The sequence below is a fragment of the Streptomyces purpurascens genome (assembly GCF_045040895.1).
Lineage (GTDB): Bacteria > Actinomycetota > Actinomycetes > Streptomycetales > Streptomycetaceae > Streptomyces > Streptomyces purpurascens.
In genome coordinates, this window is sequence record NZ_CP108341.1 from 5,026,745 (window position 1) to 5,050,690 (window position 23,946).

Annotated in this window: 24 protein-coding genes; 16 read left to right on the top strand and 8 right to left on the bottom strand. The window is 72.4% G+C overall.

Features of this window, described 5'->3' with window-relative positions:
- Nucleotides 1-15 precede the first annotated feature (15 nt).
- The 11 genes from OHU35_RS22965 (at nt 16) to OHU35_RS23015 (ending at nt 11,977) form a co-directional block, all read left to right on the top strand.
- Nucleotides 16-1,482, top strand: a complete 1,467-nt coding sequence (locus tag OHU35_RS22965; protein ID WP_189725713.1) for an MFS transporter — start codon at nt 16-18, stop codon at nt 1,480-1,482.
- 251 nt (nt 1,483-1,733) lie between these two features.
- Nucleotides 1,734-2,147, top strand: a complete 414-nt coding sequence (locus OHU35_RS22970; RefSeq protein WP_184594398.1) for a DUF3151 domain-containing protein — start codon at nt 1,734-1,736, stop codon at nt 2,145-2,147.
- 155 nt (nt 2,148-2,302) lie between these two features.
- On the top strand, nt 2,303-3,133 hold the full coding sequence (locus OHU35_RS22975; RefSeq protein WP_189725714.1) for a tryptophan 2,3-dioxygenase family protein: 831 nt from the start codon (nt 2,303-2,305) through the stop codon (nt 3,131-3,133).
- On the top strand, nt 3,126-4,337 hold the full coding sequence (gene kynU / locus OHU35_RS22980; RefSeq protein ID WP_189725715.1) for a kynureninase: 1,212 nt from the start codon (nt 3,126-3,128) through the stop codon (nt 4,335-4,337). Before OHU35_RS22975 ends, kynU begins: the two co-directional genes overlap by 8 nt.
- A 211-nt stretch (nt 4,338-4,548) precedes the next feature.
- A complete protein-coding gene (locus OHU35_RS22985; protein ID WP_189725716.1) occupies nt 4,549-5,415 on the top strand; it encodes an alpha/beta hydrolase in 867 nt (288 codons plus the stop codon).
- 142 nt (nt 5,416-5,557) lie between these two features.
- Nucleotides 5,558-6,586 carry an alpha/beta hydrolase gene (locus tag OHU35_RS22990; RefSeq protein ID WP_233878650.1) on the top strand — a complete coding sequence of 343 codons (1,029 nt, stop codon included), beginning with the start codon at nt 5,558-5,560 and terminating at the stop codon, nt 6,584-6,586.
- Entirely contained in the window at nt 6,579-7,808 is a 1,230-nt protein-coding gene (locus OHU35_RS22995; RefSeq protein ID WP_405506642.1) for an acyltransferase, read from the top strand. The genes OHU35_RS22990 and OHU35_RS22995 overlap by 8 nt, the downstream gene beginning before the upstream one ends.
- The gene (locus OHU35_RS23000; protein ID WP_405506645.1) at nt 7,801-9,192 is read left to right on the top strand and encodes a sensor histidine kinase; all 1,392 of its coding nucleotides are present in this window, start codon (nt 7,801-7,803) and stop codon (nt 9,190-9,192) included. The genes OHU35_RS22995 and OHU35_RS23000 overlap by 8 nt, the downstream gene beginning before the upstream one ends.
- Nucleotides 9,189-9,875: a response regulator transcription factor gene (locus tag OHU35_RS23005; protein ID WP_189725720.1), complete on the top strand. Its 687-nt coding sequence runs from the start codon at nt 9,189-9,191 to the stop codon at nt 9,873-9,875. The genes OHU35_RS23000 and OHU35_RS23005 overlap by 4 nt, the downstream gene beginning before the upstream one ends.
- A gap of 99 nt (nt 9,876-9,974) precedes the next feature.
- Nucleotides 9,975-11,315 (top strand): sensor histidine kinase, encoded by a 1,341-nt coding sequence (locus OHU35_RS23010; RefSeq protein ID WP_405506647.1) that lies wholly within the window; start codon nt 9,975-9,977, stop codon nt 11,313-11,315.
- Complete coding sequence (locus OHU35_RS23015) at nt 11,312-11,977, top strand: response regulator transcription factor (RefSeq protein WP_189725722.1); 666 nt, start codon at nt 11,312-11,314, stop codon at nt 11,975-11,977. Before OHU35_RS23010 ends, OHU35_RS23015 begins: the two co-directional genes overlap by 4 nt.
- Before the next feature lie 50 nt (nt 11,978-12,027).
- Here OHU35_RS23015 and OHU35_RS23020 read toward each other — a convergent pair whose 3' ends face one another.
- On the bottom strand, nt 12,028-12,405 hold the full coding sequence (locus tag OHU35_RS23020) for an SH3 domain-containing protein (RefSeq protein ID WP_359890676.1): 378 nt from the start codon (nt 12,403-12,405) through the stop codon (nt 12,028-12,030).
- A gap of 136 nt (nt 12,406-12,541) precedes the next feature.
- Here OHU35_RS23020 and OHU35_RS23025 point away from each other — a divergent pair, with 136 nt between their 5' ends.
- Nucleotides 12,542-13,759: a cytochrome P450 gene (locus tag OHU35_RS23025; RefSeq protein WP_405506649.1), complete on the top strand. Its 1,218-nt coding sequence runs from the start codon at nt 12,542-12,544 to the stop codon at nt 13,757-13,759.
- Here OHU35_RS23025 and OHU35_RS23030 read toward each other — a convergent pair.
- From OHU35_RS23030 to OHU35_RS23040, 3 genes are read right to left on the bottom strand one after another with little or no spacing between them, the layout of a single operon-like run.
- A complete protein-coding gene (locus OHU35_RS23030) occupies nt 13,743-13,967 on the bottom strand; it encodes a hypothetical protein (RefSeq protein ID WP_229873076.1) in 225 nt (74 codons plus the stop codon). The two genes, OHU35_RS23025 and OHU35_RS23030, sit on opposite strands and share 17 nt — an antisense overlap.
- A gap of 46 nt (nt 13,968-14,013) precedes the next feature.
- Nucleotides 14,014-15,612 carry an ABC transporter permease gene (locus OHU35_RS23035; RefSeq protein ID WP_359890670.1) on the bottom strand — a complete coding sequence of 533 codons (1,599 nt, stop codon included), beginning with the start codon at nt 15,610-15,612 and terminating at the stop codon, nt 14,014-14,016.
- Complete coding sequence (locus OHU35_RS23040; protein WP_189725727.1) at nt 15,609-16,523, bottom strand: ABC transporter ATP-binding protein; 915 nt, start codon at nt 16,521-16,523, stop codon at nt 15,609-15,611. The genes OHU35_RS23035 and OHU35_RS23040 overlap by 4 nt, the downstream gene beginning before the upstream one ends.
- Nucleotides 16,524-16,597: 74 nt before the next feature.
- On the opposite strand from OHU35_RS23040, the gene OHU35_RS23045 reads away from it, so the two are divergent.
- Complete coding sequence (locus OHU35_RS23045) at nt 16,598-17,095, top strand: GbsR/MarR family transcriptional regulator (protein WP_405506652.1); 498 nt, start codon at nt 16,598-16,600, stop codon at nt 17,093-17,095.
- 32 nt (nt 17,096-17,127) lie between these two features.
- On the opposite strand, the gene OHU35_RS23050 is transcribed toward OHU35_RS23045, so the two are convergent.
- Complete coding sequence (locus OHU35_RS23050) at nt 17,128-18,006, bottom strand: diacylglycerol kinase family protein (RefSeq protein WP_189725729.1); 879 nt, start codon at nt 18,004-18,006, stop codon at nt 17,128-17,130.
- Nucleotides 18,007-18,191: 185 nt separating this feature from the next.
- On the opposite strand from OHU35_RS23050, the gene OHU35_RS23055 reads away from it, so the two are divergent.
- Entirely contained in the window at nt 18,192-19,475 is a 1,284-nt protein-coding gene (locus OHU35_RS23055; protein WP_189725730.1) for an adenylosuccinate synthase, read from the top strand.
- A gap of 217 nt (nt 19,476-19,692) precedes the next feature.
- On the opposite strand, the gene OHU35_RS23060 is transcribed toward OHU35_RS23055, so the two are convergent.
- From OHU35_RS23060 to OHU35_RS23070, 3 genes are all read right to left on the bottom strand, one after another.
- A complete protein-coding gene (locus OHU35_RS23060) occupies nt 19,693-20,343 on the bottom strand; it encodes a hypothetical protein (RefSeq protein ID WP_189725731.1) in 651 nt (216 codons plus the stop codon).
- 135 nt (nt 20,344-20,478) lie between these two features.
- Complete coding sequence (locus OHU35_RS23065; protein WP_189725732.1) at nt 20,479-21,189, bottom strand: GntR family transcriptional regulator; 711 nt, start codon at nt 21,187-21,189, stop codon at nt 20,479-20,481.
- Nucleotides 21,190-21,335: 146 nt separating this feature from the next.
- A complete protein-coding gene (locus tag OHU35_RS23070; RefSeq protein WP_189725733.1) occupies nt 21,336-22,691 on the bottom strand; it encodes an aspartate aminotransferase family protein in 1,356 nt (451 codons plus the stop codon).
- A 179-nt stretch (nt 22,692-22,870) separates the two neighbouring features.
- On the opposite strand from OHU35_RS23070, the gene OHU35_RS23075 reads away from it, so the two are divergent.
- Entirely contained in the window at nt 22,871-23,476 is a 606-nt protein-coding gene (locus OHU35_RS23075) for a type 1 glutamine amidotransferase family protein (RefSeq protein WP_189725734.1), read from the top strand.
- Nucleotides 23,473-23,931 (top strand): MarR family winged helix-turn-helix transcriptional regulator, encoded by a 459-nt coding sequence (locus OHU35_RS23080; protein ID WP_189725735.1) that lies wholly within the window; start codon nt 23,473-23,475, stop codon nt 23,929-23,931. Before OHU35_RS23075 ends, OHU35_RS23080 begins: the two co-directional genes overlap by 4 nt.
- Nucleotides 23,932-23,946 lie beyond the last annotated feature (15 nt).

Sequence of the window (23,946 nt, forward strand, 5' to 3'; positions counted from 1 at the left end):
CCGTATGCTCCCTGCATGCCCGATGTCCGGATGGCCTCGCCCCAGGGCAAGTGGATTTTGTTCACCACCGTCCTCGGTTCCAGCATGGCCTTGCTCGACTCGACCGTCGTCAATGTCGCGCTGCCGCGCATCGGCCGTGACCTCGACGCGAACCTGTCCGCCCTCCAGTGGACGGTCAACGCCTACATGGTCACGCTGGCCGGGCTGATCCTGCTGGGCGGGGCGCTGGGGGACCGTTTCGGGCGCCGGAAGGTGTTCGTCGTCGGGGTGGTGTGGTTCGCGGTGTCGTCCCTGCTGTGCGGGATCGCGCCGAACACGGGCGCGCTGATCGCCGCGCGTGCCCTGCAGGGGGTGGGCGGCGCCCTGCTGACGCCGGGGTCGCTGGCGCTGATCCAGGCGTCCTTCCATCCCGACGACCGGGGCCGGGCGGTGGGGCTGTGGTCCGGCTTCGGCGGGGTCGGCGCGGCGATCGGGCCGTTCGTCGGCGGCTGGCTGGTGGACGGGCCGGGCTGGCGGTGGGTGTTCCTGCTGAACGTGCCGCTGGCGCTGGTGTGTGTGCCGGTGGCGCTGCGGCATGTCCCCGAGTCGGGAGGTGAAGGGGCCCGTGGCCGGTTCGACGTGCTCGGCGCGGTGCTGGGCGCCGTGGCGCTGGCGCTGCTGACGTACGCGCTGATCGAGGCCGGTGACGGCGGTTGGGTGGTGGCCGTCACGGCGGTGGCCGGGGTGGCCACGGCCGTCGCGTTCGTGGTCGTCGAGCGGCGCAGGCCCGAGCCGATGATGCCGCCGGACATCTTCTCCTCCCGCCAGTTCACGGTGATCAACATCGTCACGCTGTGTGTGTACGCGGCCCTCGGCGGGTTCTTCTTCCTCGCGGCTCTTCAGCTCCAGGTCGTCGTGGGCTACTCCGCCCTCGGGGCCGGTACGGCGCTGCTGCCGACGACCGTGCTGATGCTGCTGCTGTCGGCGCGGTCCGGTGAGCTGGCCAACCGGATCGGGCCGCGTCTGCCGCTCACGGTGGGGCCGCTGCTGAGTGCCGTCGGGATGCTGCTGATGCTGCGGGTGGGGCCGGATGCGTCCTACTGGGCTGATGTGCTGCCCGCGCTGGTGGTGCTCGGGCTGGGCCTGGTCATGCTGGTGGCGCCGCTGACGGCGACGGTGCTCGGGTCCGTGGACGTGGCGCGGGCGGGGCTGGCCAGCGGGATCAACAACGCGGCGGCCCGGGCGGCGGGGCTGGTGGCGGTGGCGGCGCTGCCGCTGCTGGCCGGGATGGGGGAGGAGGCGTACCGGGAGCCGGCCGCTTTCGACGCGGCGTTCGGGCGGGCGATGGTGTGGTGCGCCGGGGCGCTGGTGGTGGGGGCGTTGATCGCCGGGGCCACGGTGCGCAGGCCTCCGCCCGGGTGCAGGCAGCCGGAGTGTCTGCGGAACGTTGGCGTCGTGTCGCCGCCGTTGGAGGGGGAGCCGGTGCGGAAACGGCTGGGGTAGGGGACCCAGCCTGCGGGCATGCGTGCCTCCCCCAGTGCCTCAAGGGCCTGGGAGGTGCCCCCGGGGCGGCACGGGTGGGCGGTGGGGGTCCCCCCGCTCGAGCGAAGCCGAGAGTGGGGGAGGCACCCCGCTGCGCCGGGTTGCGTATCCACCCGGCCCCAGCGACAACGTCGGGCACCTCGAAGCGCCGCGTTGCGTACCCACCCCCCTCCACAACGCCGCAGCAGTCCGTGATGCCTCAGACTTGAGGCATGTCCATTCACGAGAACCTTCTCGGGGGTCCGCCCCCGACCCACCTCCCCGATGACCCCGGGCCACGGGAACTGCTCGCTTCGGGTACCGCACCGGTCGACGTCGCCGCCGCGCACCCCACCTCCTCGCTCGCCTGGGCGCAGCTCGCCGACGAGGCGTTCGAGCGGGGCGCGGCCGTGGAGTCGTACGCGTACGCCCGCACGGGCTACCACCGCGGCCTGGACGCCCTGCGCCGCAGCGGCTGGAAGGGCCACGGCCCGGTGCCGTGGGAGCACGAGCCGAACCGCGGCTTCCTGCGGGCCCTGCACGCCCTCGCCCGCGCCGCGCAGACGATCGGCGAGCAGGAGGAGTACGAGCGCTGCTCCCAGTTCCTCAAGGACTCCTCGCCGACGGCGGCGCAGGTCCTGGGCTGACAACAGCGGTCCGTGTACGCGAGGCCCGTCCGGTCAGCGGGCGGGCCTTGCGGTTCCGGGGGATTATTGCGGAGTATGCCCGTGGGGACCGGGGCCCCCGTGCCGGAATTCGGCAGGGGCGGACCGCTACCCGGAGTTATCTGCAGGAGACAGCGATGTCCCACGAGGCTCACGAGCCCGAGACCCCGCATCTCGATTTCCAAGGCACGACGCCGTACGAGGACTACGTCAAGGCGGACGTGCTCACCCACCTCCAGCACACCCTCTCGGACGACCCCGGAGAGATGGTCTTCCTGGTGACGACCCAGGTGATGGAGCTGTGGTTCACCGTCATCGTCCACGAGTGGGAGACGGCCGCGCGGGCGCTGCGCGGCGACGACATCCCCACCGCGACCGCCGCGCTCAAGCGGTCCGTGCGCGAGCTGGAGGCGCTCAACGCCTCCTGGAGGCCGCTCGCCCAGCTCACGCCCGCCCAGTTCAACTCGTACCGCAGCGCCCTCGGCGAGGGCTCCGGCTTCCAGTCGGCGATGTACCGGCGGATGGAGTTCCTGCTCGGCGAGAAGTCCGCGTCCATGCTCGTCCCGCACCGGGGCGCCCCGCGCGTGCACGCCGAGCTGGAGAAGGCCCTGCACGAGCCGAGCCTGTACGACGAGGTCGTCCGGCTGCTCGCGCGGCGCGGGTACGACGTCCCGGACGCCGTGCTGCGGCGTGACGTGGCGAAGCGCTACGAGCCGTCGCCGGAGGTGGAGGCGGCCTGGACGGCCGTCTACTCCGGTGACCAGGGTGCCGAACTCACCCGGCTCGGCGAGGCGCTGAGCGATGTCGCCGAACTGGTGTGGCGCTGGCGCAACGACCACCTGGTCGCCACCCGCCGCGCGATGGGCTCCAAGACCGGCACGGGCGGCTCCGCCGGGGTGGCCTGGCTGGAGAAGCGGGCGCAGAAGAACGTGTTCCCCGAGCTGTGGACGGCGCGGTCCTATGTCTGAACTCGTGATGAGGGCCGAGAAGCTGGACGCCGCCGACGAACTGCGCGGCAAACGGGACGGGTTCGTCCTCGACACCGCGTCCGATCATGCGGCTGACGCCGCGGGCGTCTACCTCGACGGCAACTCGCTCGGCGCGCTGCCGGCCGTCGTGCCCGGGCGGGTCGAGGACGTCGTACGGCGCCAGTGGGGCGAGCTGCGCATCCGGTCCTGGGAGGAGAGCGGCTGGTGGACGGCGCCCGAGCGGATCGGTGACCGGATCGCCCCGCTGGTCGGGGCGGCCGCGGGCCAGATCGTGGTCGGAGACTCGACAAGTGTCAATGTCTTCAAGGCACTTGTGGGTGCCGTACGCATGGCCGGGGACGGCCGTGACGAGCTCCTCGTCGACGCCACGACCTTCCCGACAGACGGCTACATCGCGGAGTCGGCGGCGCGGATGACCGGCCGCACCCTGCGGCCGGTGACACCGGCGGAGGTGCCGGGCGCGCTGTCCGGCCGTACCGCCGCCGTCCTCCTCAACCACGTCGACTACCGCACCGGCCGGCTGCACGACCTGCCGGCGCTGACGGCCGCCGTGCACGAGGCGGGCGCGCTCGCCGTCTGGGACCTGTGCCACAGCGCGGGCGCCCTGCCGGTGGAGCTGGACGAGCACGGGGTGGACCTGGCCGTCGGCTGCACCTACAAGTACCTGAACGGCGGCCCGGGTTCACCGGCGTACCTGTATGTGCGCCGGGAGCTGCAGGACCGCTTCGACTCCCCGCTGCCCGGCTGGAACTCCCACGCCGAGCCGTTCGGGATGCGCGGCGCCTACGAACCGGCCTCCGGTGCGCCGCGCGGCCGGGTCGGCACGCCGGACATCCTCTCCATGCTCGCCCTGGAGGCGGCCCTGGAGGTGTGGGACGGGGTACCGGTCGAGGCGGTGCGGGCCAAGTCCCTCGCGCTGACGGACTTCTTCCTCCAGTGCGTGGCGGAGTACGTGCCCGAGGGCAGGGTCGAGTGCCTGACGCCGGTGGCGCACGCGGAGCGGGGCAGCCAGATCGCCCTGCGCTGTGACGACGCCGGCGAGGTGATGAAACGGCTGATCGAGCGGGGTGTGGTCGGCGACTTCCGGGCGCCGGACGTGCTGCGCTTCGGGTTCACGCCGCTGTACGTGGGCTTCGCCGACGTGGAGCGGGCGGCGCGGGTGCTGGCGGAGACGCTGGGCTGAGCCGACCGTGACGGACGGCCCCCGCCGCCGCGGGGGCCGTTCGTTCCCAACTGGCCGCAGACGCGCCGTAGACGCAAGGAAACGGCTGAACCGGACGATCTTCACCCAGCGTGACATCCGCGTGTCCGCGCACGTCACGTCCCTGGTACCGTCCCGGCCAACGGCCGGCTTCTCACTGGTCCGCCCGTACGTTTCGCTGGAAGGTTGGAGCATGACGGACGACGTCGCAGCAGCACGGGCCGCTGCCGAGGAGAAGTCGGCGTTCTCCCACGAGCCCGTCGGTCCCGACGCCACCGCCGCCTACGGCGACCACCCCGACCAGGTGATCGACTTCTACGCCCCGCGCGGGGAGGCCGGCCCGGGCGGGCCCGCCCCGGTCGTCCTCGTGCTGCACGGCGGTGCCTGGCGGGCGCCGTACGACCGGCGTCACATCAGCCCGTTCGCGGACTTCCTCGCCCGCCGCGGATTCGCCGTGGCCAGTGCCGAGTACCGGTGCGGTGGTGACGAGGACTCCCTCGCGGGCCGCTGGCCCGACACCTTCGACGACGTGGCCGCCGCGCTGGACGCCCTCCCGGCGCTGGTACGGGAACTGCTGCCGCAGGCCGATCCGCGCCGTACGGTCCTCACCGGCCACTCGGCGGGCGGGCACCTCGCGCTGTGGGGCGCGGCCCGGCACGTCCTGCCGGCCGGTTCGCCCTGGCGCACCGGTGGCCCCGCGGCCCTGCGCGGTGTGGTCGCCCTCGCGCCGATCGCGGACTTCGCCGTCGCCGACAAGCTGGACGTGTGCGGGGGTGCCGTACGCCAACTCCTCGGCGGGGACGAGCACTTCGCCGAGCGGCAGCCGTACGCGGACCCGGCGCTGCTGCTGCCCACCGGCATCGCCACCACCCTCGTCCAGGGGCGCGCTGACCTCGATGTGCCGCAGATGGTCGCCGAGTCGTACGCGGAGGCGGCGGCGAAGGCCGGGGAGATGGTGGGGGTGACGCTGCTGGAGGACGTGGGGCACTTCCCGCTCATCGACCCGGCGGCGGACGCGTGTGCCGTGGTGGCCGAGGAGATCGAGCAGTTGGCCTGGTGAGGGGCGGACCCTGGTCATACCCGTAGTACTTGAGAGCCACTCCACAGGTGAGTTCCCCGGTGGGACGCGGACGACGAGTCCGGCTCCGTAACTTCCCTTCCGTGCAGACCCGATGGCCGGGTGCGCTGGAGGGGGAACGACCATGGGGCTCGCATCGAGGTACCGCCGTGGTGAGGGAGATGGCGGCGACGGTGACGGTGACGGCGTGCGGCGCCGCACCGGCCGATGGCGCAGAGCCGCGCTCGCCGCCCTCGTCACCGGTGCGGTGGTCCTCCCTCTCTCCGCGGCGGGCCGGCCGGAGATCCCCGCGCCCGCACCCGCCTCTCTCGCTCCGCTCAGCCCGTCGACGCTGGACGAGGCGTACGCGGCCAACCGCGCCAACGCCGCCGAAGCGGCCCGCATGGCCGCGGGCCATCACGACCGGGCCCGGGCCGCGACGGACCGTTCCCTGGCCGCCCCGGCCCGGCACCTCCTCGCCTTCGACGGCCGCGGCTCCGGCCGGGTCACGGAGGTCCTGGGCGACCTCGGCCGGGCCGACCGGATAGCCGTCCTGGTCCCCGGCTCCGACACGAGCCTGGACACCTACGGCCGGTTCCACGCGGCCGCCGCCGCGCTGTACGGGCAGCTCGTCCGGCAGGCCCCGGCGGGCACGCGCACCGCGGTGGTGGCCTGGCTGGGCTACGAGACGCCGGGCACGGTCAGCACGACGGTCACGACGACCGGCAGGGCGGAGCAGGCGGCCCCGCGGCTGCGCGCCCTGGTCTCCGACCTGCGCGCCATAGCGGGCGACGGACCGCGCCTCTCGCTGCTGTGCCACTCGTACGGCTCGGTCGTCTGCGGGCGGGCCGCCGCCGGGCTCGCCGCCGACGACCTCGCGCTCGTCGGCAGCCCCGGTACCGGCGCGGACTCCGCCGCCGCCCTGCACACCCGCGCCCGCGTCTGGGCGGCCCGCGGCGGTGACGACTGGGTGGAGAACGTCCCGCACCTCGACGCGGACCTGTTCGGCACCACCGTCGGCTTCGGCACCGACCCCGTCTCCCCGGCCTTCGGCGCCCGGGTCTTCGCGGCCGGCGACGGCGGCCACAGCGACTACTTCAGGCCCGGCTCGGCCTCCCTGACCAACCTGACCCGGATCGTCCTGGGCGAGACCGAGGCGGTGACCCATGACTGACATCGGCGTACGAGGTATCCGGCACGCGGTGCTCCGTGGCGCCGACCGCGTCGGCAGGGCCACCCCGGCCGACCGGGACCGGGCCGTGGACGCCCTGCGCGCCGCCGCGGTGCTGGGCGTCGTCCTCGGCCACTGGCTGGTCACCGCCCTGGTCTCCGACGGCCGCGCCCTGCGCACGGCGAGCCCGCTCAGGGACATGCCCTGGCTGACGCCCGTCTCCTGGCTGTTCCAGACCCTCGCCGTGTTCTTCCTGGTCGGCGGCCATGTCGCCACGCGCGGCTATGCCTCGGCCCGCGCCCGGGGCGTCCCGTACCACCGCTGGCTCACGGGCCGTCTGACCCGGCTGTTCAAGCCGGTCGCGGCCGTCCTCAGCCTGTGGACGGTCGCCGCGCTCGCCCTGCTGCTGTCGGGCACCGAGTTCGGGACGGTCCGCACGCTGGTGAAACTGGCCCTGTCCCCCTTGTGGTTCCTCGTGGTGTTCGCCGTGCTGACGGCGGCGACCCCGTTGCTGACCCGGCTCAACCCGCTGTGGCCGCTGGCCGTCGTACTGCATGTGGACCTTCTGCGGTTCGGCCTGGGCGGCCCCTCCTGGCTGGGCTGGGTGAACGTGGCGGCGGGCTGGATGGTGCCCTACACCCTCGGCGCGGCCTGGGCCCGGGGCGAGCTGGAGGGCCGCCGCGCGGGCTGGGTCCTGCTCGGCTGCGGTACGGCGGCGACCGCCGCGCTCGTCGTGTGGGCGGGCTACCCGGCGTCGATGGTCGGCGTCCCGGGCGAGGGCATGTCCAACCTGGACCCGCCGACGCTGGCCGTCGTCACCTTCGGCCTGGCCCAGTGCGGTCTCGCCCTGCTGCTGCGCGAGCGGCTGCGGCACGCGATGCGCCGGCCCGTGGCCTGGGCGGCGGTGGCGCTCGTCAACCTCTCCGCGATGACCATCTTCCTGTGGCACCAGACGGCCCTGATGGCCACGACGGCCACCGGCCTCCTCGCGGGCCGGCTCCCCGGGCTGCACACGCGGCCCGACGGGCTCGACTGGGTCGGGGCCCGGCTCCTGTGGCTTCCCGTGTTCGTCCTGGCCCTCGCGGTCTGCTGGGCCGCCTTCCGGTTCTGCGAGCAGGACGGCGGGCGGGGCGCCCGGCGTGGCCGACGGGGCCGCCGGTCGCGGGTGGTGCGGGCGCACCGTCCGTCCGGCCGGGGGACAGCGGCGAAGGCCCGCCATGTCTAGGCTGGGCCGCGTGACGGACACGGGGGTGGGCCGCGCGCTGCGAGCGCGCGTCAGGGGCTGGCTGCGGGTGCTGCGCGAGGACCTGTGGACGGCCCGGCTCGACCCGCTGCCGCCCTCCACCTGGCTGCGCTGGCTGCCGCACGGCCTGGTGTGCCTGGCCGCCTTCGGCGTCCTGGTCGGGGCCATGGGCGACATGGTGGACAACGGACACCTGAGCCCCGGAGGGGCGTTCCTGGTCGCGGGCGGGCAGGCCGGTGCCATGATCCTCGGGATGTGGCGGCCGGTCCCGGGGTGGTGGCTGTCCACGGTGAGCTGGGTGCTGGGGGCCGCCGTGCTGCACAGCCGGCTGGGCTCCGACGGCGACACCTACACCTGGCCCTGGACGGCGGCCGGGATCATCTCCCACCTGTTCGTGCTGCTGCTGCTCGCGCTGCGTGTGCGCACCCGCGCGGCGGTGGAGGCGCTGGCCGTGACGGTGGTGCTCACCTCCGTCCTCCAGGGCTGGTGGTCGGCCGGTGTGCGCTACGACGCCACCGGCGCGATCGCGGTCCCGCTGTCCGCCGTCGTCGTGGTCGTCGGCACCGCCCTGCGCGGCCGCCGCGAGGCCCGCGCGGAACTCGTCGAGCAGACCACGCTCACCGCCGAGGAGCGCACCCGGCGCACCCTGCTGGAGGAGCGCAGCCGTATCGCGCGGGAGCTGCACGACGTGGTGGCGCACCACATGTCGGTCATCTCCATCCAGGCGCAGGTCGCCCCGCATCTCGTCGAGAACCCGCCCGACGAGCTCAAGGAGAACCTCGCGGGCATCCGGCAGAACGCCCTGGAGGCGCTGACCGAGCTGCGCCGGGTGCTGGGCGTGCTGCGCTCGGAGCACCCCGGGCCGGGGGAGGCGCTCCTCGGCCCGGGCGGCGACACCGCCGCCCACGCACCGCAGCCCACCCTCGACCGGCTCGACGCGCTGGTGGAGAACACCCGGGCCGTCGGCCGCGAGGTCACCACCGAGATCAACGGCGAGCGGCGTCCGCTGCCGCCCGGCGTGGAGCTCTCGGCGTACCGGATCGTGCAGGAGGCCCTGAGCAACGTCCTGCGGCACGCGCCCGGCGCGAGCGCCAAGGTCCGTCTCACGTACCAGTCGGACGGGCTGGAGGTGGAGATAGTCAACTCCCGGCCGACGGGGCCCGCGTCGCCCTCGACGGGAGCGGGGCACGGACTGCTCGGCATGCGGGAGCGCGTCGCCATGCTCGGCGGCACCATGACCGCGCACCCGTGGCATTGGGACGGCTTCAAGGTCACCGCGTTCCTCCCGGACACCCCGCCCGCCGACGCGCCGGGCACCGACCGGATCACCTACCACTTCCCCGACCCCGAGGCAGGAACCCCATGACGAGCGGCGGCACCGGCGATCCCATCCGGGTACTCATCGTCGACGACCAGGCGATGGTCCGGCAGGGCTTCACCGTGCTGCTCGGCATCCAGCCCGACATAGAGGTCGTCGGCGAGGCGAAGGAGGGCCGGGAGGCCGTCGCGAAGGCCGCCGAGACCGCCCCGGACGTCGTCCTCATGGACATCCGCATGCCCGGGGTCGGCGGTATCGAGGCCACCGAGCTGATCACGGCCGCGCACCCGGACATCAAGGTGCTGGTGCTCACCACCTTCGACCTCGACGAGTACGTGTACGACGCGCTGCGCGCCGGGGCCTCCGGGTTCCTGCTGAAGGACGCGTCGTCGGAGCAGCTCGCCGAGGCGGTCCGGGTGGTGGCGGCCGGGGAGGCGTTGCTCGCCCCGGTCATCACCCGCAAGCTGATCGCCGAGTTCTCCCGGCTGGACGACCGGCCCCGGGCCCCGCTCAAGGAACGCATCGGCGATCTGACCGAGCGGGAGACGGAGGTGCTCGCCCTGATCGCGCAGGGCCTGTCGAACGGGGAGATCGCCCGGCACCTCTTCGTCGCCGAGCAGACGGTGAAGACCCACGTGGGCCGGATCCTGGTGAAGCTGGGCCTCAGGGACCGGACGCAGGCGGCGGTGTTCGCGTACGAGTCGGGGCTGGTGCGGCCGTCGGGGTACTGAGGCTCCACCCCCGGGTCCCCGTAGTACCTGAGAGGGACCCCGGGGAACCCCTCTCACTGGGGACGACCGGGACCCGGGGGTGCGCTTACCTTTCTGTACGTGACCGAGACGACTCACCTGCAGACCACGCCGCCGGGGTCCGGGGCCAAGCAGCGCAGCCCGGAGTACCGGGTGGCGGTGGACTCCCTGCGCGGGCTGCGGCAGGACCTGATCCATGACGCCTTCGCCTACCGGCCGCTGCCGGGCCGGCGCACGGACGGGCGGTTCGCCCGGCGGCTGCCGGGCCGCCTGCGGGAGTACGCGGCCTGGACGCCGCATGCCCTGATCGTCGCGGCGGCCCTGATCACCGTGGCTTTCGCCACCGTCGACTCCGGCGGACCCGCCGTGCTGATGGGTCTGTTCTGCGCGGTTCCGGTGCTGCTGACCATGGTGCGGCCGGTGGGGGCGTTCTGGGCGTCCATGGTCTCCACCCCGCTCGTGGCCGTGGTCGGCAGCCGCTGGTTCGAATGGCCGTGGGCGGCCGGCAGCTTCGTCTGCCATCTGACCGTGCTGACGGTGGTGGCGATGCGCACCAGGCCGCGCACGGCCGGGTGGATGTGGGTGCTGACGGCGCTGTACGCGATCATCGCGGACACCGGTATCGGCCCGCGGGACATGTACGGCAGCAACTCCGGCCCCATGCTGATCATCTCGGCGCTGATCCTGCTCTGTGTCACCGTCCGGCACATCCGCCGGGACGCCGTGCAGGAGGTCACCGCCCAGCAGACGGTCACCGCGCACGAGCGGTCCCGCCGCACCCTGCTGGAGGAGCGCACGACGATCGCCCGTGAGCTGCACGACGTCGTCGCCCACCACATGTCGGTGGTCGCCATCCAGGCGGAGGCCGCGCCCTACCGGGTGGAGAACCCGCCGCCGGAGCTGGAGAAGGCCTTCGCCACGATCCGGGAGAACGCGGTGGCGGCCCTGACCGAACTGCGCCGGGTCCTGGGCGTCGTCCGCGCCGAGGACTACGAGGTCCCGGACGCCCCGCAGCCCACGCTCGCCGAGCTGGACGGGCTGCTGGCCAATGTGCGGGATGCCGGGCTGAGCGTCGACAAGGTGGTGACCGGCGCGGTCCGCGAACTGCCGCAGGGCGTGGAGCTGTCGGCGTACCGCATCGTGCAGGAGGCGCTGAGCAACTCCCTGCGGCACGCGCCGGGCGCGACCGCCCGCGTCGAGATCGGCTATGTCCTCGGCGGGCTGGGTCTGCGTATAGTCAACGGCCCGCCGCCGAACCCGAGCCTGATCAAACCCTCGCCCGGCGCCGGGCACGGCGTCACCGGCATGCGGGAGCGGGTGTCGATGCTGAACGGCGAGATGACGGCGGGCCGCACGGACGACGGAGGCTACGAGGTGGCGGTGTTCCTTCCGGTCGCCCTGCCGGACGAGGGTGACGCATGACCATTCGCGTACTGATCGCGGACGACCAGATGATGGTGCGCGAGGGCTTCTCGGTCCTGCTGAACGCGATGCCGGACATCGAGGTCGTCGGCGAGGCGGTGAACGGCCGGGAGGCCGTCGCGAAGGTCCGCGAACTCGCCCCGGACGTCGTGCTGATGGACATCCGCATGCCCGAGCTGAACGGCATCGAGGCGACCCGCGAGATCGTCGCCGCCGACGGCGCGGCGAAGGTGCTGGTGCTCACCACCTTCGACCTCGACGAGTACGTGTACCAGGCGCTGCGCGCGGGAGCCTCCGGCTTCCTCCTCAAGGACGCCTCGGCCCGCCAGCTCGCCGACGGGGTGCGGATCGTGTCCACCGGGGAGGCCCTCCTGGCCCCCTCGGTGACCAGGCGTCTGATCACCGAGTTCTCCAAGCTCTCCGAGACCCCGCGCCTCATGCCCTCCGCGCAGGCGGCGTACGGGGACCTCACCGAGCGGGAGACGGAGGTGCTGGTCCTGATCGCGCAGGGCCTGTCGAACGCGGAGATCGCCGAGCGGCTGGTGGTCGCCGAGTCGACGATCAAGACGCATGTCAGCCGGATCCTGGTGAAGCTGGGCCTCAGGGACCGCACCCAGGCGGCGGTGTTCGCGTACGAGGCACGGCTGGTGACGCCCGGCTAGCCGGGGGGCGTCGCCCCGCGGCCCTCGGGCCCCGGGGGCGACAGACCGGATCAGTCCAGCTGCATCGGCGTGCAGTCGCTCACGTACGACTTGGAGACCCAGCCGGTGGTGCCCTTGGCGATGCCGCTCTTGGACTTCTGGCCGAGCTTCAGCTTGATCCAGGAGCCCTTGGTGGCGAGCTTCTTGCCCCAGTCGTTCTTGTGGAGGATGCCCTTGGACGCGTAGCCGGTGCCGGCGCCCGTGCGGAAGTTCACGCCACTGCTCTTGTAGACGTAGTAGTAGACCTTCGGCTTGCACGGCATCTCGGCGGCGGTGGCGGCCGGGGCGCTGGTCGCGACCGCGCCGGCGGTCAGCGACAGGGCCAGCACGGCCGAGGCGGCCAGACGTGCGGGGACGCGGGTGCGGAGCTTGGCTCGCTGCTGTGTCATGAAGTTTTTTCCTTACGAAAGGCTGGTGCCGCTCAGGCGGCAGGACCAGCTTAACGATCATGAAATCGCCGGTTCATCCGCCTGCCCTGCCCGAACACCCCTGGTCGGAGACGGGGATCCGGGCTAGCGTCCGTCCATGGCAGCTGCTTTCGACCTCGCGTTCGATCCGTGGGACCCGGCGTTCCTCGCCGACCCGTACCCCGCCTACGCCGAGCTGCGGGCCAGGGGCCGCGTGCACTACTTCGAGCCGACGAACCAGTGGCTCGTCCCGCACCACGCGGATGTCTCGGCCCTGCTGCGCGACCGGCGCCTCGGCCGGACGTACCAGCACCGCTTCACGCACGAGGAGTTCGGCCGCACCGCGCCGCCGCCGGAGCACGAGCCGTTCCACACGCTCAACGACCACGGGATGCTCGACCTGGAGCCGCCGGACCACACCCGGATCCGGCGCCTGGTGTCGAAGGCGTTCACACCGCGCACGGTGGAGCGGCTGAAGCCGTATGTGCGGGGCCTGGCGGACGACCTGGTGTCGGCGCTGGTGGCGGCCGGCGGAGGGGATCTGCTCAAGGACGTGGCCGAACCCCTCCCCGTCGCCGTGATCGCCGAGATGCTCGGCATCCCGGAGTCCGACCGGGCCCCGCTGCGCCCCTGGTCGGCGGACATCTGCGGGATGTACGAGCTGAACCCGTCCGAGGAGACGGCGGCGAAGGCGGTCAGGGCGTCGGCCGAGTTCTCCGACTACCTGCGCGAACTGATCGCCGCCCGCCGCAAGGAACCGGGCGACGATCTCATCTCGGGCCTCATCGAGGCACACGACGAGGGCGACCGCCTCACCGAGCAGGAGATGATCTCGACGGCGGTCCTCCTCCTGAACGCCGGCCACGAGGCCACGGTGAACTCCACGGTCAACGGCTGGTACACCCTGTTCCGCGACGAGGCCCAACTGGCGGCCCTGCGCGCGGACCACAGCCTCGTCCCCTCCGCCGTCGAAGAACTGATGCGCTACGACACCCCGCTGCAGCTCTTCGAACGCTGGGTCCTGGACGACATCGAGATCGCCGGCACGACGATCCCGCGCGGCGCGGAGATCGCCATGCTCTTCGGCTCCGCCAACCACGACCCGGCGGTCTTCTCCGACCCGACCCACCTCGACCTGACCCGCACGGACAACCCCCACATCTCCTTCAGCGCGGGCATCCACTACTGCATCGGCGCGCCCCTGGCACGGATCGAGCTGGCGGCCTCCATGACGGCCCTCCTGGAGAAGGCCCCGGCACTCCGCCTCGCCGAGGAGCCGCAGCGGAAGCCGAACTTCGTGATCCGGGGTCTCGAGGGGCTCAGCGTCGCGGTCTGAGACGCCGGAGCAGGGCCCAGGCCGTCAGGGCGGCGGCGACCCCGCCGAGGATCGCCAGCGGCAGTTCGGCGTAGAGCACGCTCCAGTCCGGGGCCGCCTCGAACCGCCAGAGGCGCTCCCGGACGCCGACGGCCCACACCGCGAGTCCCGCGCCCGCGCCGACGGCCGCGGTCAGACATCCCGCCGCGGCCTGCGTACGTTGTCCCATGCCCGGCATGGACGTACGCGGGCCGCTTCGCAGTTCCCGCCGCCGCTCAGGCCGTCATGTCCCGGCGCCGCAACCCCGCCAGGCCGGCGGCCACGAGCACCACGGCCAGCCCCAGCAGGCTCAGCACCGGCCCCCACTCCATGGATCCTCCCGGCAGCTTGGGCAGATGACCGAAGGGGGACAGGTCCAGCACCGCCTGCGGTGCGTCCAGCGCGGGTCCGACCCAGCCGATCAGCAGGACCGCCCCGGCGACGCCCCAGGCCGCCGCTGCCGCCCGGGGCAGTACGCCGGTCAGCAGGACCGCGAGGCCGCCGATCACCCAGATCGCCGGGAGCTGCACCAGGCACGCCCCCAGGATCGGGCCGATGTCCTTGCCGTAGCCGAGGGCGAAGCCCAGGCCGGCCAGCAGCATGAGGAGCGCCGAACCGCCGAAGGCGATCACCAGATGGCCGGCGGCCCAGCGGAGGCGCCCGACCGCGTTCGCCAGGACCGGTTCCGCCCGGCCCGACGTCTCCTCGCCGTGCAGGCGCAGCACCGACGCCACGATGTACAGGGCCGCGACCAGGCCGAGCATGCCGACCATCGATGCCAGGAACGCGTCCGTCAGGCCGGACCGGCCGCCCATCCGCTCGAAGATCCGCCGGGCGTTCTCGTTGTCGCCGACCAGGTCGGCCGCGCCCTCGGTCATGCCGCCGTAGACGACCCCGGCGAGGAGGAAGCCGATGCTCCAGCCCAGCACACCGCCCCGCTGCAACCGCCAGGCCAGTGCGCCCGCGCTGCCCAGGCGGCCGGTCGCCGGCCCGGGCCGGGTGGGCAGAAAGCTCATGCCGATGTCCCGGCGGCCGGCCAGCCCGTAGGCCACCGCGCCCTGGAGCAGAACCGCCCCGGCGAGCAGCGCCGGCACCCACCAGCGTTCGTCCGCGTACGGCCGCAGGTTCTCCAGCCAGCCCAGCGGTGACAGCCACGTCAGTACCGATGAGCCGTCGTTGCTCGCCGAGTCGCCCGCCGCGCGCAGGACGAACGCGGCGCCCAGCACCGCCGCCGTCAGACCACGGGCCAGCCGCGCGCTCTCCGTCAGCTGGGCGACGATCGCCGCCATCGTGGCGAAGACCATCCCGGTTCCGGCGATCCCGAGTCCGAGGGCCAGCGCCCCGGCCGCACCGTGCCCGGCGAGTCCGGCCGTCACCAGCAGCGCCAGGACCGCGTTCGCGACCGCCGCGGCCAGCAGGGCCGACGTCAGGGAGGCCCGGCGGCCCACCATCCCGGACGCCACCAGTTCCTGACGGCCGCTCTCCTCCTCGTCCCGGGTGTGCCGTACGACGACCAGCAGGCTCATCACGGCGGCCAGGGCGCCCGCGTAGACGCCGACCCGCCAGGCCGTCAGGGCACCGATCGAGTCGTCGAAGACCGGGCCGATCATCGCGCGCAGCGAGGAGTTGGTGGCCATCTGCCGGATCAGGTCGGCGCGTTCGGCCGGGGTGCCGTACAGGCCCTCCAGCGTGTTCGGCATGGAGAGGACCATCAGGGCGTTGACCCCGATCCACACCGGGATCATCAGCCGGTCGCGGCGCAGCGCGAACCGCAACAGCGTGCCCGTCCCGGCCAGTTGGCGTGAGCTGCCGGGCCGCACCGCGAAGGTCGTCATCGGGCCGCCGCCTCTGCCGTCTCGTCCGCCTCGTTCTGGTAGTGCCGCAGGAACAGCTCCTCCAGCGTCGGCGGCGTCGACGTCAGCGACCGCACACCCGACTCGCTCAGCGATCGCAGTACGGCGTCCAGTTGGTCGGACTCGACCTGGAGCCGGACGCGGCGCCCCCGCACGTCGAGGTCGTGGACGCCGGGCAGGTCCGCCAGTCCGTCGGGCGGGCCCGCGAGTTCGGCGAGGACGCTGGTGCGGGTCAGATGCCGCAGGTCGGCGAGCGATCCGCTCTCGACCGTACGGCCCTTGCGGATGATGCTCACCCGGTCGCACAGCTCCTCGACCTCGCTGAGGATGTGGGAGGAGAGCAGGATGGTGCGCCCCCGGTCGCGCTCCTCGGCGACGCACCGCTGGAAGACCTCCTCCATCAGCGGATCCAGGCCCGAGGTCGGCTCGTCCAGGATCAGCAGGTCGACGTCCGAGGCGAACGCGGCGACCAGGGCGACCTTCTGCCGGTTGCCCTTGGAGTACGTACGGCCCTTCTTGGTGGGGTCGAGTTCGAAGCGCTCGATCAGTTCTGCCCGGCGCCGGGGATCGAGCCCTCCGCGCAGCCGGCCGTAGAGGTCGATGACCTCGCCGCCGGAGAGGTTGCGCCACAGCGTCACGTCGCCCGGGACGTAGGCGATACGGCGGTGCGCCTCGACCGCGTCCGTCCACGGGTCGCGGCCGAGCACCTGCGCGGCGCCCGAGTCGGCGCGCAGCAGGCCCAGCAGGACACGGATGGTGGTGGACTTGCCGGCGCCGTTGGGGCCGAGGAAGCCGTGGACCTCGCCGGAGGCGACCTCCAGATCGAGCCCGTCGAGTGCGTGCGTCCGTCCGAAGGACTTGTGCAGTCCGGAGACGGTGATGGCCTTCGTCATGCTTCAGAAGGTACGCTTTCTTCAGAAATTTGTGAAGTTAAGGAACCGTATGAATCGCGGATAGGATGAACCGCATGACGGAATCAGCCGGGAGCGGCCGGGACGCGGAGGCCGTGTCGAGGTTCGTGGAGTCCTTCGCGGCGCAGCTCGTCGAGGCCGGCATGCCGCGGATGCCCGCCCGGGTCTTCACCGCGCTGCTCGCCTCCGACGAGGGCTCGATGACCTCCGCCGAACTGGGAGAGCAGCTGCGGATCAGCCCCGCGGCGGTGTCCGGGGCGGTGCGCTACCTGGCCCAGACGCACATGGTCTCGCGCGAACGGGAGCCGGGTTCACGCCGGGAGCGCTACCGGGTGCGCGGCGACCAGTGGTACGAGGCCCTGACCAACCGCGAGGCCGTCCTCAAGCGCTGGGAAGGAGCCCTGCGCGACGGCGTCATCAGCCTCGGCGCCACCACCCCGGCCGGCCGCCGCCTCTCCGAGACGCTCGCCTTCTTCGAGTTCCTGCAGGGCGAGGTCGAGGCGATGATGGAGCGCTGGCGGGTGCACCGGGAGAAGACGTTCGGGCCGGAGTGACCTGGCCGCGGCCGCCGCTCTGCGGGGCGGGATCAGCCCTCCGCCGGCACCGTCAGCCCCCAAGCCCCCTCCCGCACCCTCCACGTCCGGGTCCGTACCGGTCCGGACACCGCCGTGTCCGCCCGGTAGCGGAAATGGGCTCCCGAGACGGTCACCGTGCGGCCCTGTGCGAGCAGGGGGGAGGCCTCGGCGCCCACCGACACCGGTCGGACCTCCACCGACGCGATCCCCGCGGGGCCCGGTGCCACCGACACCGCCTCGACCGGCTGGTTCAGGTCGACGAGGGTCTCCCCGTCCACCTCGACGCGCAGCCGGGACGGCCCGGGCTCCGGCGCGGTGGCGAGCCGGGACGGGCGGCCGGCCGGCACCAGGGTCCGTACCAGGGACTGGCAGGTCCGCAGCCACGGGCGGCCCGTCGCCGCCTCCGGATCCTCGTCCTGGGGCTCCTCGGCCGCCGGGAAGGGCGACAGGGGCGGTATGCGCAACGCGCCGAGCACCACCCCGTCGCTGTCGTCGACCATCAGGTCCATCCGCCGCTCGACCCCGTCGAGCACCGCCCGCGCCGCGGCCACCGTCCCCGTCGGCACCCCCAGCGAACGCGCGAGGGACATCGCGCCCCCGACCGGCACCACCGACAGGGCGCACCCCGCCAGCTCCCGATGCCGGTGCAGCAGCGACACCGCGCGGATCAGGGCCCGGTCGTCGCCCACCACCACCGGGCGCCGGGAGCCCCGCCGGGCCAGCGCCCGGGCGAACTCGTCCGGCCCCTCCGGCAGGCACACCTTCATGGCGGCACCCGCGCTGAGCACGTCTTTCGCGATCCGGACGGACTCGCCGTCCGACCGACGGGCGACGTGGTCGATGACCACCAGCAGCTGCTCGGACGTCGCGGAAGTCGCCACCTCGGCCATGCCTCGCTTCCTCGGGTAGCATCTTTGTGCAAGAGCCCCTTGCGCTATTGCGCCAGGGGCTTCGTCTATTCCGGGGCATCCGGTCCGACGGTTGGCGGCCAACGGTGGTCGCGGTGCACGCGGTGGTACACCGCCGCGTTCGCCCTCGACCATGGACATGCCCCGCCCGGAAGGGGTGTACGCGCGTGCCCGCACTTGTGCTGCTCGGTGCTCAGTGGGGTGACGAAGGCAAGGGAAAGGCCACCGACCTGCTCGGTGGATCTGTGGACTATGTAGTGCGCTACCAGGGCGGCAACAACGCCGGCCACACGGTGGTCGTGGGTGACCAGAAGTATGCACTGCACCTCCTCCCTTCCGGAATCCTGTCTCCCGGCTGCACGCCGGTCATCGGTAACGGTGTCGTCGTCGACCCGTCGGTCCTGCTCTCCGAGCTGAGCGGTCTGAACGAGCGTGGTGTCGACACCTCCAAGCTCCTCCTCAGCGGTAACGCGCACATCATCACGCCGTACAACGTCACGGTCGACAAGGTGACGGAGCGCTTCCTCGGAAAGCGCAAGATCGGCACGACCGGGCGCGGCATCGGCCCGACCTACGCCGACAAGATCAACCGCGTCGGCATCCGTGTGCAGGACCTCTACGACGAGTCGATCCTCACGCAGAAGGTCGAGGCGGCCCTCGACATCAAGAACCAGGTCCTCACCAAGCTCTACAACCGGCGCGCGATCGCCGTGGACCAGGTGGTCGAGGAGCTGCTGGCCTACGCCGAGAAGCTCCGCCCGTACGTCGCCGACACGGTCCTGGTCCTGAACCAGGCCCTGGAGGAGGACAAGGTGGTCCTCTTCGAGGGCGGCCAGGGCACGCTCCTCGACATCGACCACGGCACGTACCCCTTCGTCACCTCCTCGAACCCGACCGCGGGCGGCGCCTGCACCGGCGCCGGCGTGGGTCCGACGAAGATCAGCCGCGTCATCGGCATCCTCAAGGCCTACACGACCCGTGTCGGCGCGGGCCCGTTCCCGACGGAGCTCTTCGACGAGGACGGCGAGGCGCTGCGCCGCATCGGCGGCGAGCGGGGTGTGACGACGGGGCGTGACCGGCGCTGCGGCTGGTTCGATGCCGTCATCGCCCGGTACGCCACCCGCGTCAACGGCCTGACCGACTTCTTCCTCACCAAGCTCGACGTCCTCACCGGCTGGGAGCAGATCCCGGTCTGCGTGGCGTACGAGATCGACGGGAAGCGCGTCGAGGAGCTCCCGTACTCCCAGACCGACTTCCACCACGCGAAGCCGGTCTACGAGATGCTGCCGGGCTGGAGCGAGGACATCAGCAAGGCCAAGTCCTTCTCCGACCTGCCGAAGAACGCCCAGGCCTACGTCAAGGCGCTGGAGGAGATGTCCGGCGCCCCGATCTCCGCGATCGGCGTGGGCCCGGGCCGGGACGAGACGATCGAGATCAACTCGTTCCTGTAACCGAACCGAGCGGCATACGCCCTGCGTCCCGGTGACCCTCGTGGTCACCGGGACGTTTTGCTGCCTGCTCAAGGCGACGCTCGACACGGACAAGGGCAACGAGGCCGTCCGGGGTGGCAAGATGCCGCAGATCATGCGGGAGGCCATGGCGAAGCTCAAGCCGGAGGCGGCCTGCTTCGGGCCCGTGGGCGGGCGCAGAACCTGCTCCGCGCTGACCTCAGCTGAAGACGATCATCGACCCCTGTGCCAGACTCCGCGTGACCGCCGCGTGCAGCCCCAGCCAGACGTGTCGTTCGCGGGCGAACGGGCTGGGGTCGTAGGGGGCGGGGACGGCGGGTTCCTCCAGCTCCGTGGGGGCCAGCGGTGCTTGGGGCGCCGCCGGGGGGTTGGCCGGGTCGATGCCGAGGGCCGGGGCGACCGTCTCCAGCTCACGCAGCAGGGCGTGCGAGGAGCCCAGCGGGCCGCCGCCCGCGAGCAGATCGTCGTCGGCGAGCGGGCTGGGGAAGTCGACGGGGACGTACGCGCCCGCGTGGTCGTAGTGCCAGACGAGGTGCGACTGCTGGGCCGTCGACTCGAACATCTCCAGCAACTGCTCGTAGTCGCCGCCGAGTTCGTCCACGGGCGTCACCGGCAGGCCGCACACCTGGAGCAGATAGGCGCGGCGCAGGAAGTGCAGCGCGTCGTAGTCGAAGCCCGCGACCGGGGCGACCTCGCCGGACAGGCCCGGCATGTACTGGTACACCGGTACCGGTGGCAACCCGGCCTCGGTGAGCACCTTGTTGTATTGCGCGAGTTCCTCGGCGAACGGGTTGTCCGGCGTGTGGCACAAGACGTCGACAAGCGGTACCAGCCACAGGTCACAGGCCAAAGAAGGCTCCTCGCTCAGCTCAGCGGTCGGGTGGCGCCGGGTAGCACGGTGGTCAGGGAAGGGTATCGGTGCGGCACGACAGAGGCTCCTGTCGTGCATGTCCCATACCCATACGGACAGATGCGACGCAGGCCGTCAGGGCCTGTCTGGAGTCGCAAGGCGCTCGATCAGGGCGAGTGAGTGCGCGTTGTAGCCGGCGATGATCGACCGGGCGGTGACGGTGTCCTGGGCGGCCAGGGCGTCGACCAGCGCGGTGTGGCCGGCCCACAGTTCGCCGCGCAGATCCGGGAGCCGGCGCAGATGCTGCACCGCGCCCACCCAGGTCTGGACGCGCAGCCGGTGCAGGAAGTCGCCCAGATACGGGTTGCCGAAGAGGGCGGCGAGCTCGCGCCAGTAGCGCAGGTCGTAGCCGATGAGGACGGTGAGGTCACCGGCCGCGGCGGCTCGCTGGGCCTCCTCGCCGCGCCGCCGGACCCCGGCGAGCACGGCGGCGACCCGGGGATCGTCGGGCTGGAGGGAGGCCCGCTGCCCGGAGGTGAGGGCGTGGAACATCCCCTCGATGACCAGGTCACGGGCCTCGATCATGCCGCGGAAGTCCTCGGCCGAGTACTCGTGGACCCGGAAGCCGCGGTGCTGGTCGGCGTCGAGGAGCCCCTGGGCGGAGAGGTCGACCAGGGCCTCGCGAACCGGCGTCGCGGACACCCCGTACTGCTCGGCGATCTCCTTGACCGTGAACTCCTGCCCCGGCTGGAGCCGTCCGGCCAGCACCTCGTCACGAAGAGCGTCCGCGATCTGCTGGCGCAGGGTGCTGCGCGTCACGGCGCCGTTGCCGGTGCTGCCGGGCATGGTCAGGGCGTCTCCCTCGTCGCGTTCGGGTGGCGTGCACGTATATGTATGTCTACGAGCACGCCACCTTACGCGTTCGAATGAGGCGCGAGGTTGTCGGCTACTGACGGGTTTACAGCTGTTTACTCTGCTGTTTACTCCGCTGTCTACGCCGTGTACTCGTCCGCCACCGACAGCGCCGTGTCCAGGACCGCGAGGCCTTCCTTCAGCTCGGCCTCACTGATGTTGCAGGGCGGCACCACATGCGTCCGGTTCATGTTCACGAACGGCCACAGCCCGCCGCCCTTCGCGGCGGCGGCGAAGGCGGCCATCGGCGCGTTCGCCTCCCCGGCCGCGTTGTACGGCACCAGCGGCTCGCGCGTCTCCCGGTTCCGCACCAGCTCCAGCGCCCAGAACATGCCGGTTCCGCGCACCTCGCCGACGCTCGGGTGCCGCTCGGCGAGCGCGCGCAGCTCCGGCCCGACGACGGACGCGCCCAGCCGGGCCGCGTTCTCGACGACGCCCTCCTCCGCCATGACGTTGATCGTCGCGACGGCGGCGGCGCACGCCAGCGGGTGCCCGGAGTAGGTCAGACCGCCGGGGTACGGCCGCTTCCCGAACGTCTCCGCGATGGCACCGGAGATCGCGACGCCGCCCAGCGGCACATAGCCGCTGTTCACGCCCTTCGCGAAGGTCAGCAGGTCGGGCGTGACGTCGAACAGGTCGGCCGCGAACCACTCGCCGGTCCGTCCGAACCCGGCCATGACCTCGTCCAGGACGAAGACGATCCCGTACTTGTCGCAGATCTCGCGCACGCCGGCGAGGTAGCCGGGCGGCGGGACCATGATCCCGGCCGTGCCCGGGATCGTCTCCAGGATGATCGCCGCGACGGTCGAGGGCCCCTCGAAGGCGATCGTCGTCTCCAGGTGCTCCAGCGCCCGCGCGCACTCCTGCTCCTCGGTCTCGGCGTAGAAGCGGGAGCGGTAGAGGTAGGGCGCCCAGAAGCGCGCGACCCCGGCGGAGCCGCTGTCGGAGGCCCAGCGGCGCGGGTCGCCGGTGATGTTCACGGCCTGCTGCGTGCCGCCGTGGTACGAGCGGTACGCCGAGAGCACCTTGGGACGTCCGGTGTGCAGGCGGGCCATGCGGATGGCGTGCTCGACGGCGTCGGCGCCGCCGTTGGTGAAGAAGATCTTGTCCAGGTCGCCGGGGGTCCGCTCGGCGATCAGCCGTGCCGCCTCCGACCGCGCCTCTATCGCGAACGCGGGCGCGAAGGTCGTCATCCTCGCCGCCTGCTCCTGGATCGCGGCGACGACCTTGGGGTGCTGGTAGCCGATGTTCGTGTAGACGAGCCCACTGGAGAAGTCGAGGTAGCGGCGGCCGTCGTAGTCCCAGAAGTGCGACCCCTCCGCGCCGGCGACGGCGAGCGGGTCGATGAGCTCCTGGGCGGACCAGGAGTGGAACACATGGTCACGGTCGGCGGCCTTGACGGCGGCACCGGCTTCGGGGTTCGGCTGAGGGGTCATGCGGGCGAGCGTAGGCACGCGGCGCGCGGGCGGGAAATCGGCGTCGTGTGTGAGGTCTGGGGGTTTCCGCGACAGGTTGTCGACGCGGAGGTGTCACACGGGGGACCTTCCCATCGGATATTGACAACATGCTGTCCAATCGACAGTATGTTGTCATGCTCGGATCTCCAGGAGGAGCCATGACCGGCAAGCCCGTCCATCTCGCCGTCTACGACACCCTCGCCGACTGGGAGACCGGCCACGCCACGGCCCACCTCGCCCGCGCCGGCCACACGATCCGCACGGTCGGCCCGTCCACGGCCCCGGTCACCAGCACCGGCGGACTGCGCATCCAGCCCGACGCGGCCCTGGACGACGTACGGCCCGAGGACAGCGCGCTGCTGATCCTCCCGGGCGCCGACCTCTGGGACACGAGCGACGACCTCGCGCCCTTCGCCCGCAAGGCCCGGGCCTTCCTGGCGGCGGGCGTACCGGTCGCCGCGATCTGCGGGGCCACCGCCGGACTGGCCCGGGAGGGCCTGCTCGACGACCGTGACCACACCAGCGCGGTCTCCTTCTACCTGGCCGCGACCGGCTACGCGGGCGGCGAGCGCTACGTCGAGACCGACGCGGTCACCGACGGAGCCCTGGTCACCGCGGGCCCGACCGAGCCCGTCGCCTTCGCCCGGGAGATCCTCCGGCTGCTCGGGGTCTACGAAGGGGAAGTGCTCGACGCCTGGTACCGGCTGTTCCACGACTCCGACGCGGCGGCGTACGCGGTGCTGGAGAAGGCCGGCGCGCTGTGAGCCGGGAGCGTCAGGACCTGCTCAGCCGCAGCGCCCTCGGGGTGTTCAGGCTCAACGGCCAGTTCCTCGCCGTCGCGGAGGAACTGGCCCGGCCCGCCGGGCTCACCGCCGCCTGGTGGCAGGTGCTCGGCGCGGTCCTCGGCGAGCCGCTGCCCGTCTCCGGCATCGCCCGCGCCATGGGCATCACCCGGCAGAGCGTGCAGCGCATCGCCGACCTGCTGGTGGAACGCGGCCTCGCCGAGTACCGGCCGAACCCCGCGCACCGCCGCGCCAAGCTCCTCGCACCGACCGAGGAGGGGCGTGCGGCGATCGCCCGGATCGACCCCGGGCACGCGGCCTTCGCCGACCGGCTGGCGGAGGAGTTCGGGGAGGCGGAACTGGCGGAGGCGGTGCGGGCACTGGAACGCCTGTCCACGGTGCTCGACCAGGTGGGTCCGCCTGTTACGGAACCGTAGAGTTCGCCCAGGTCA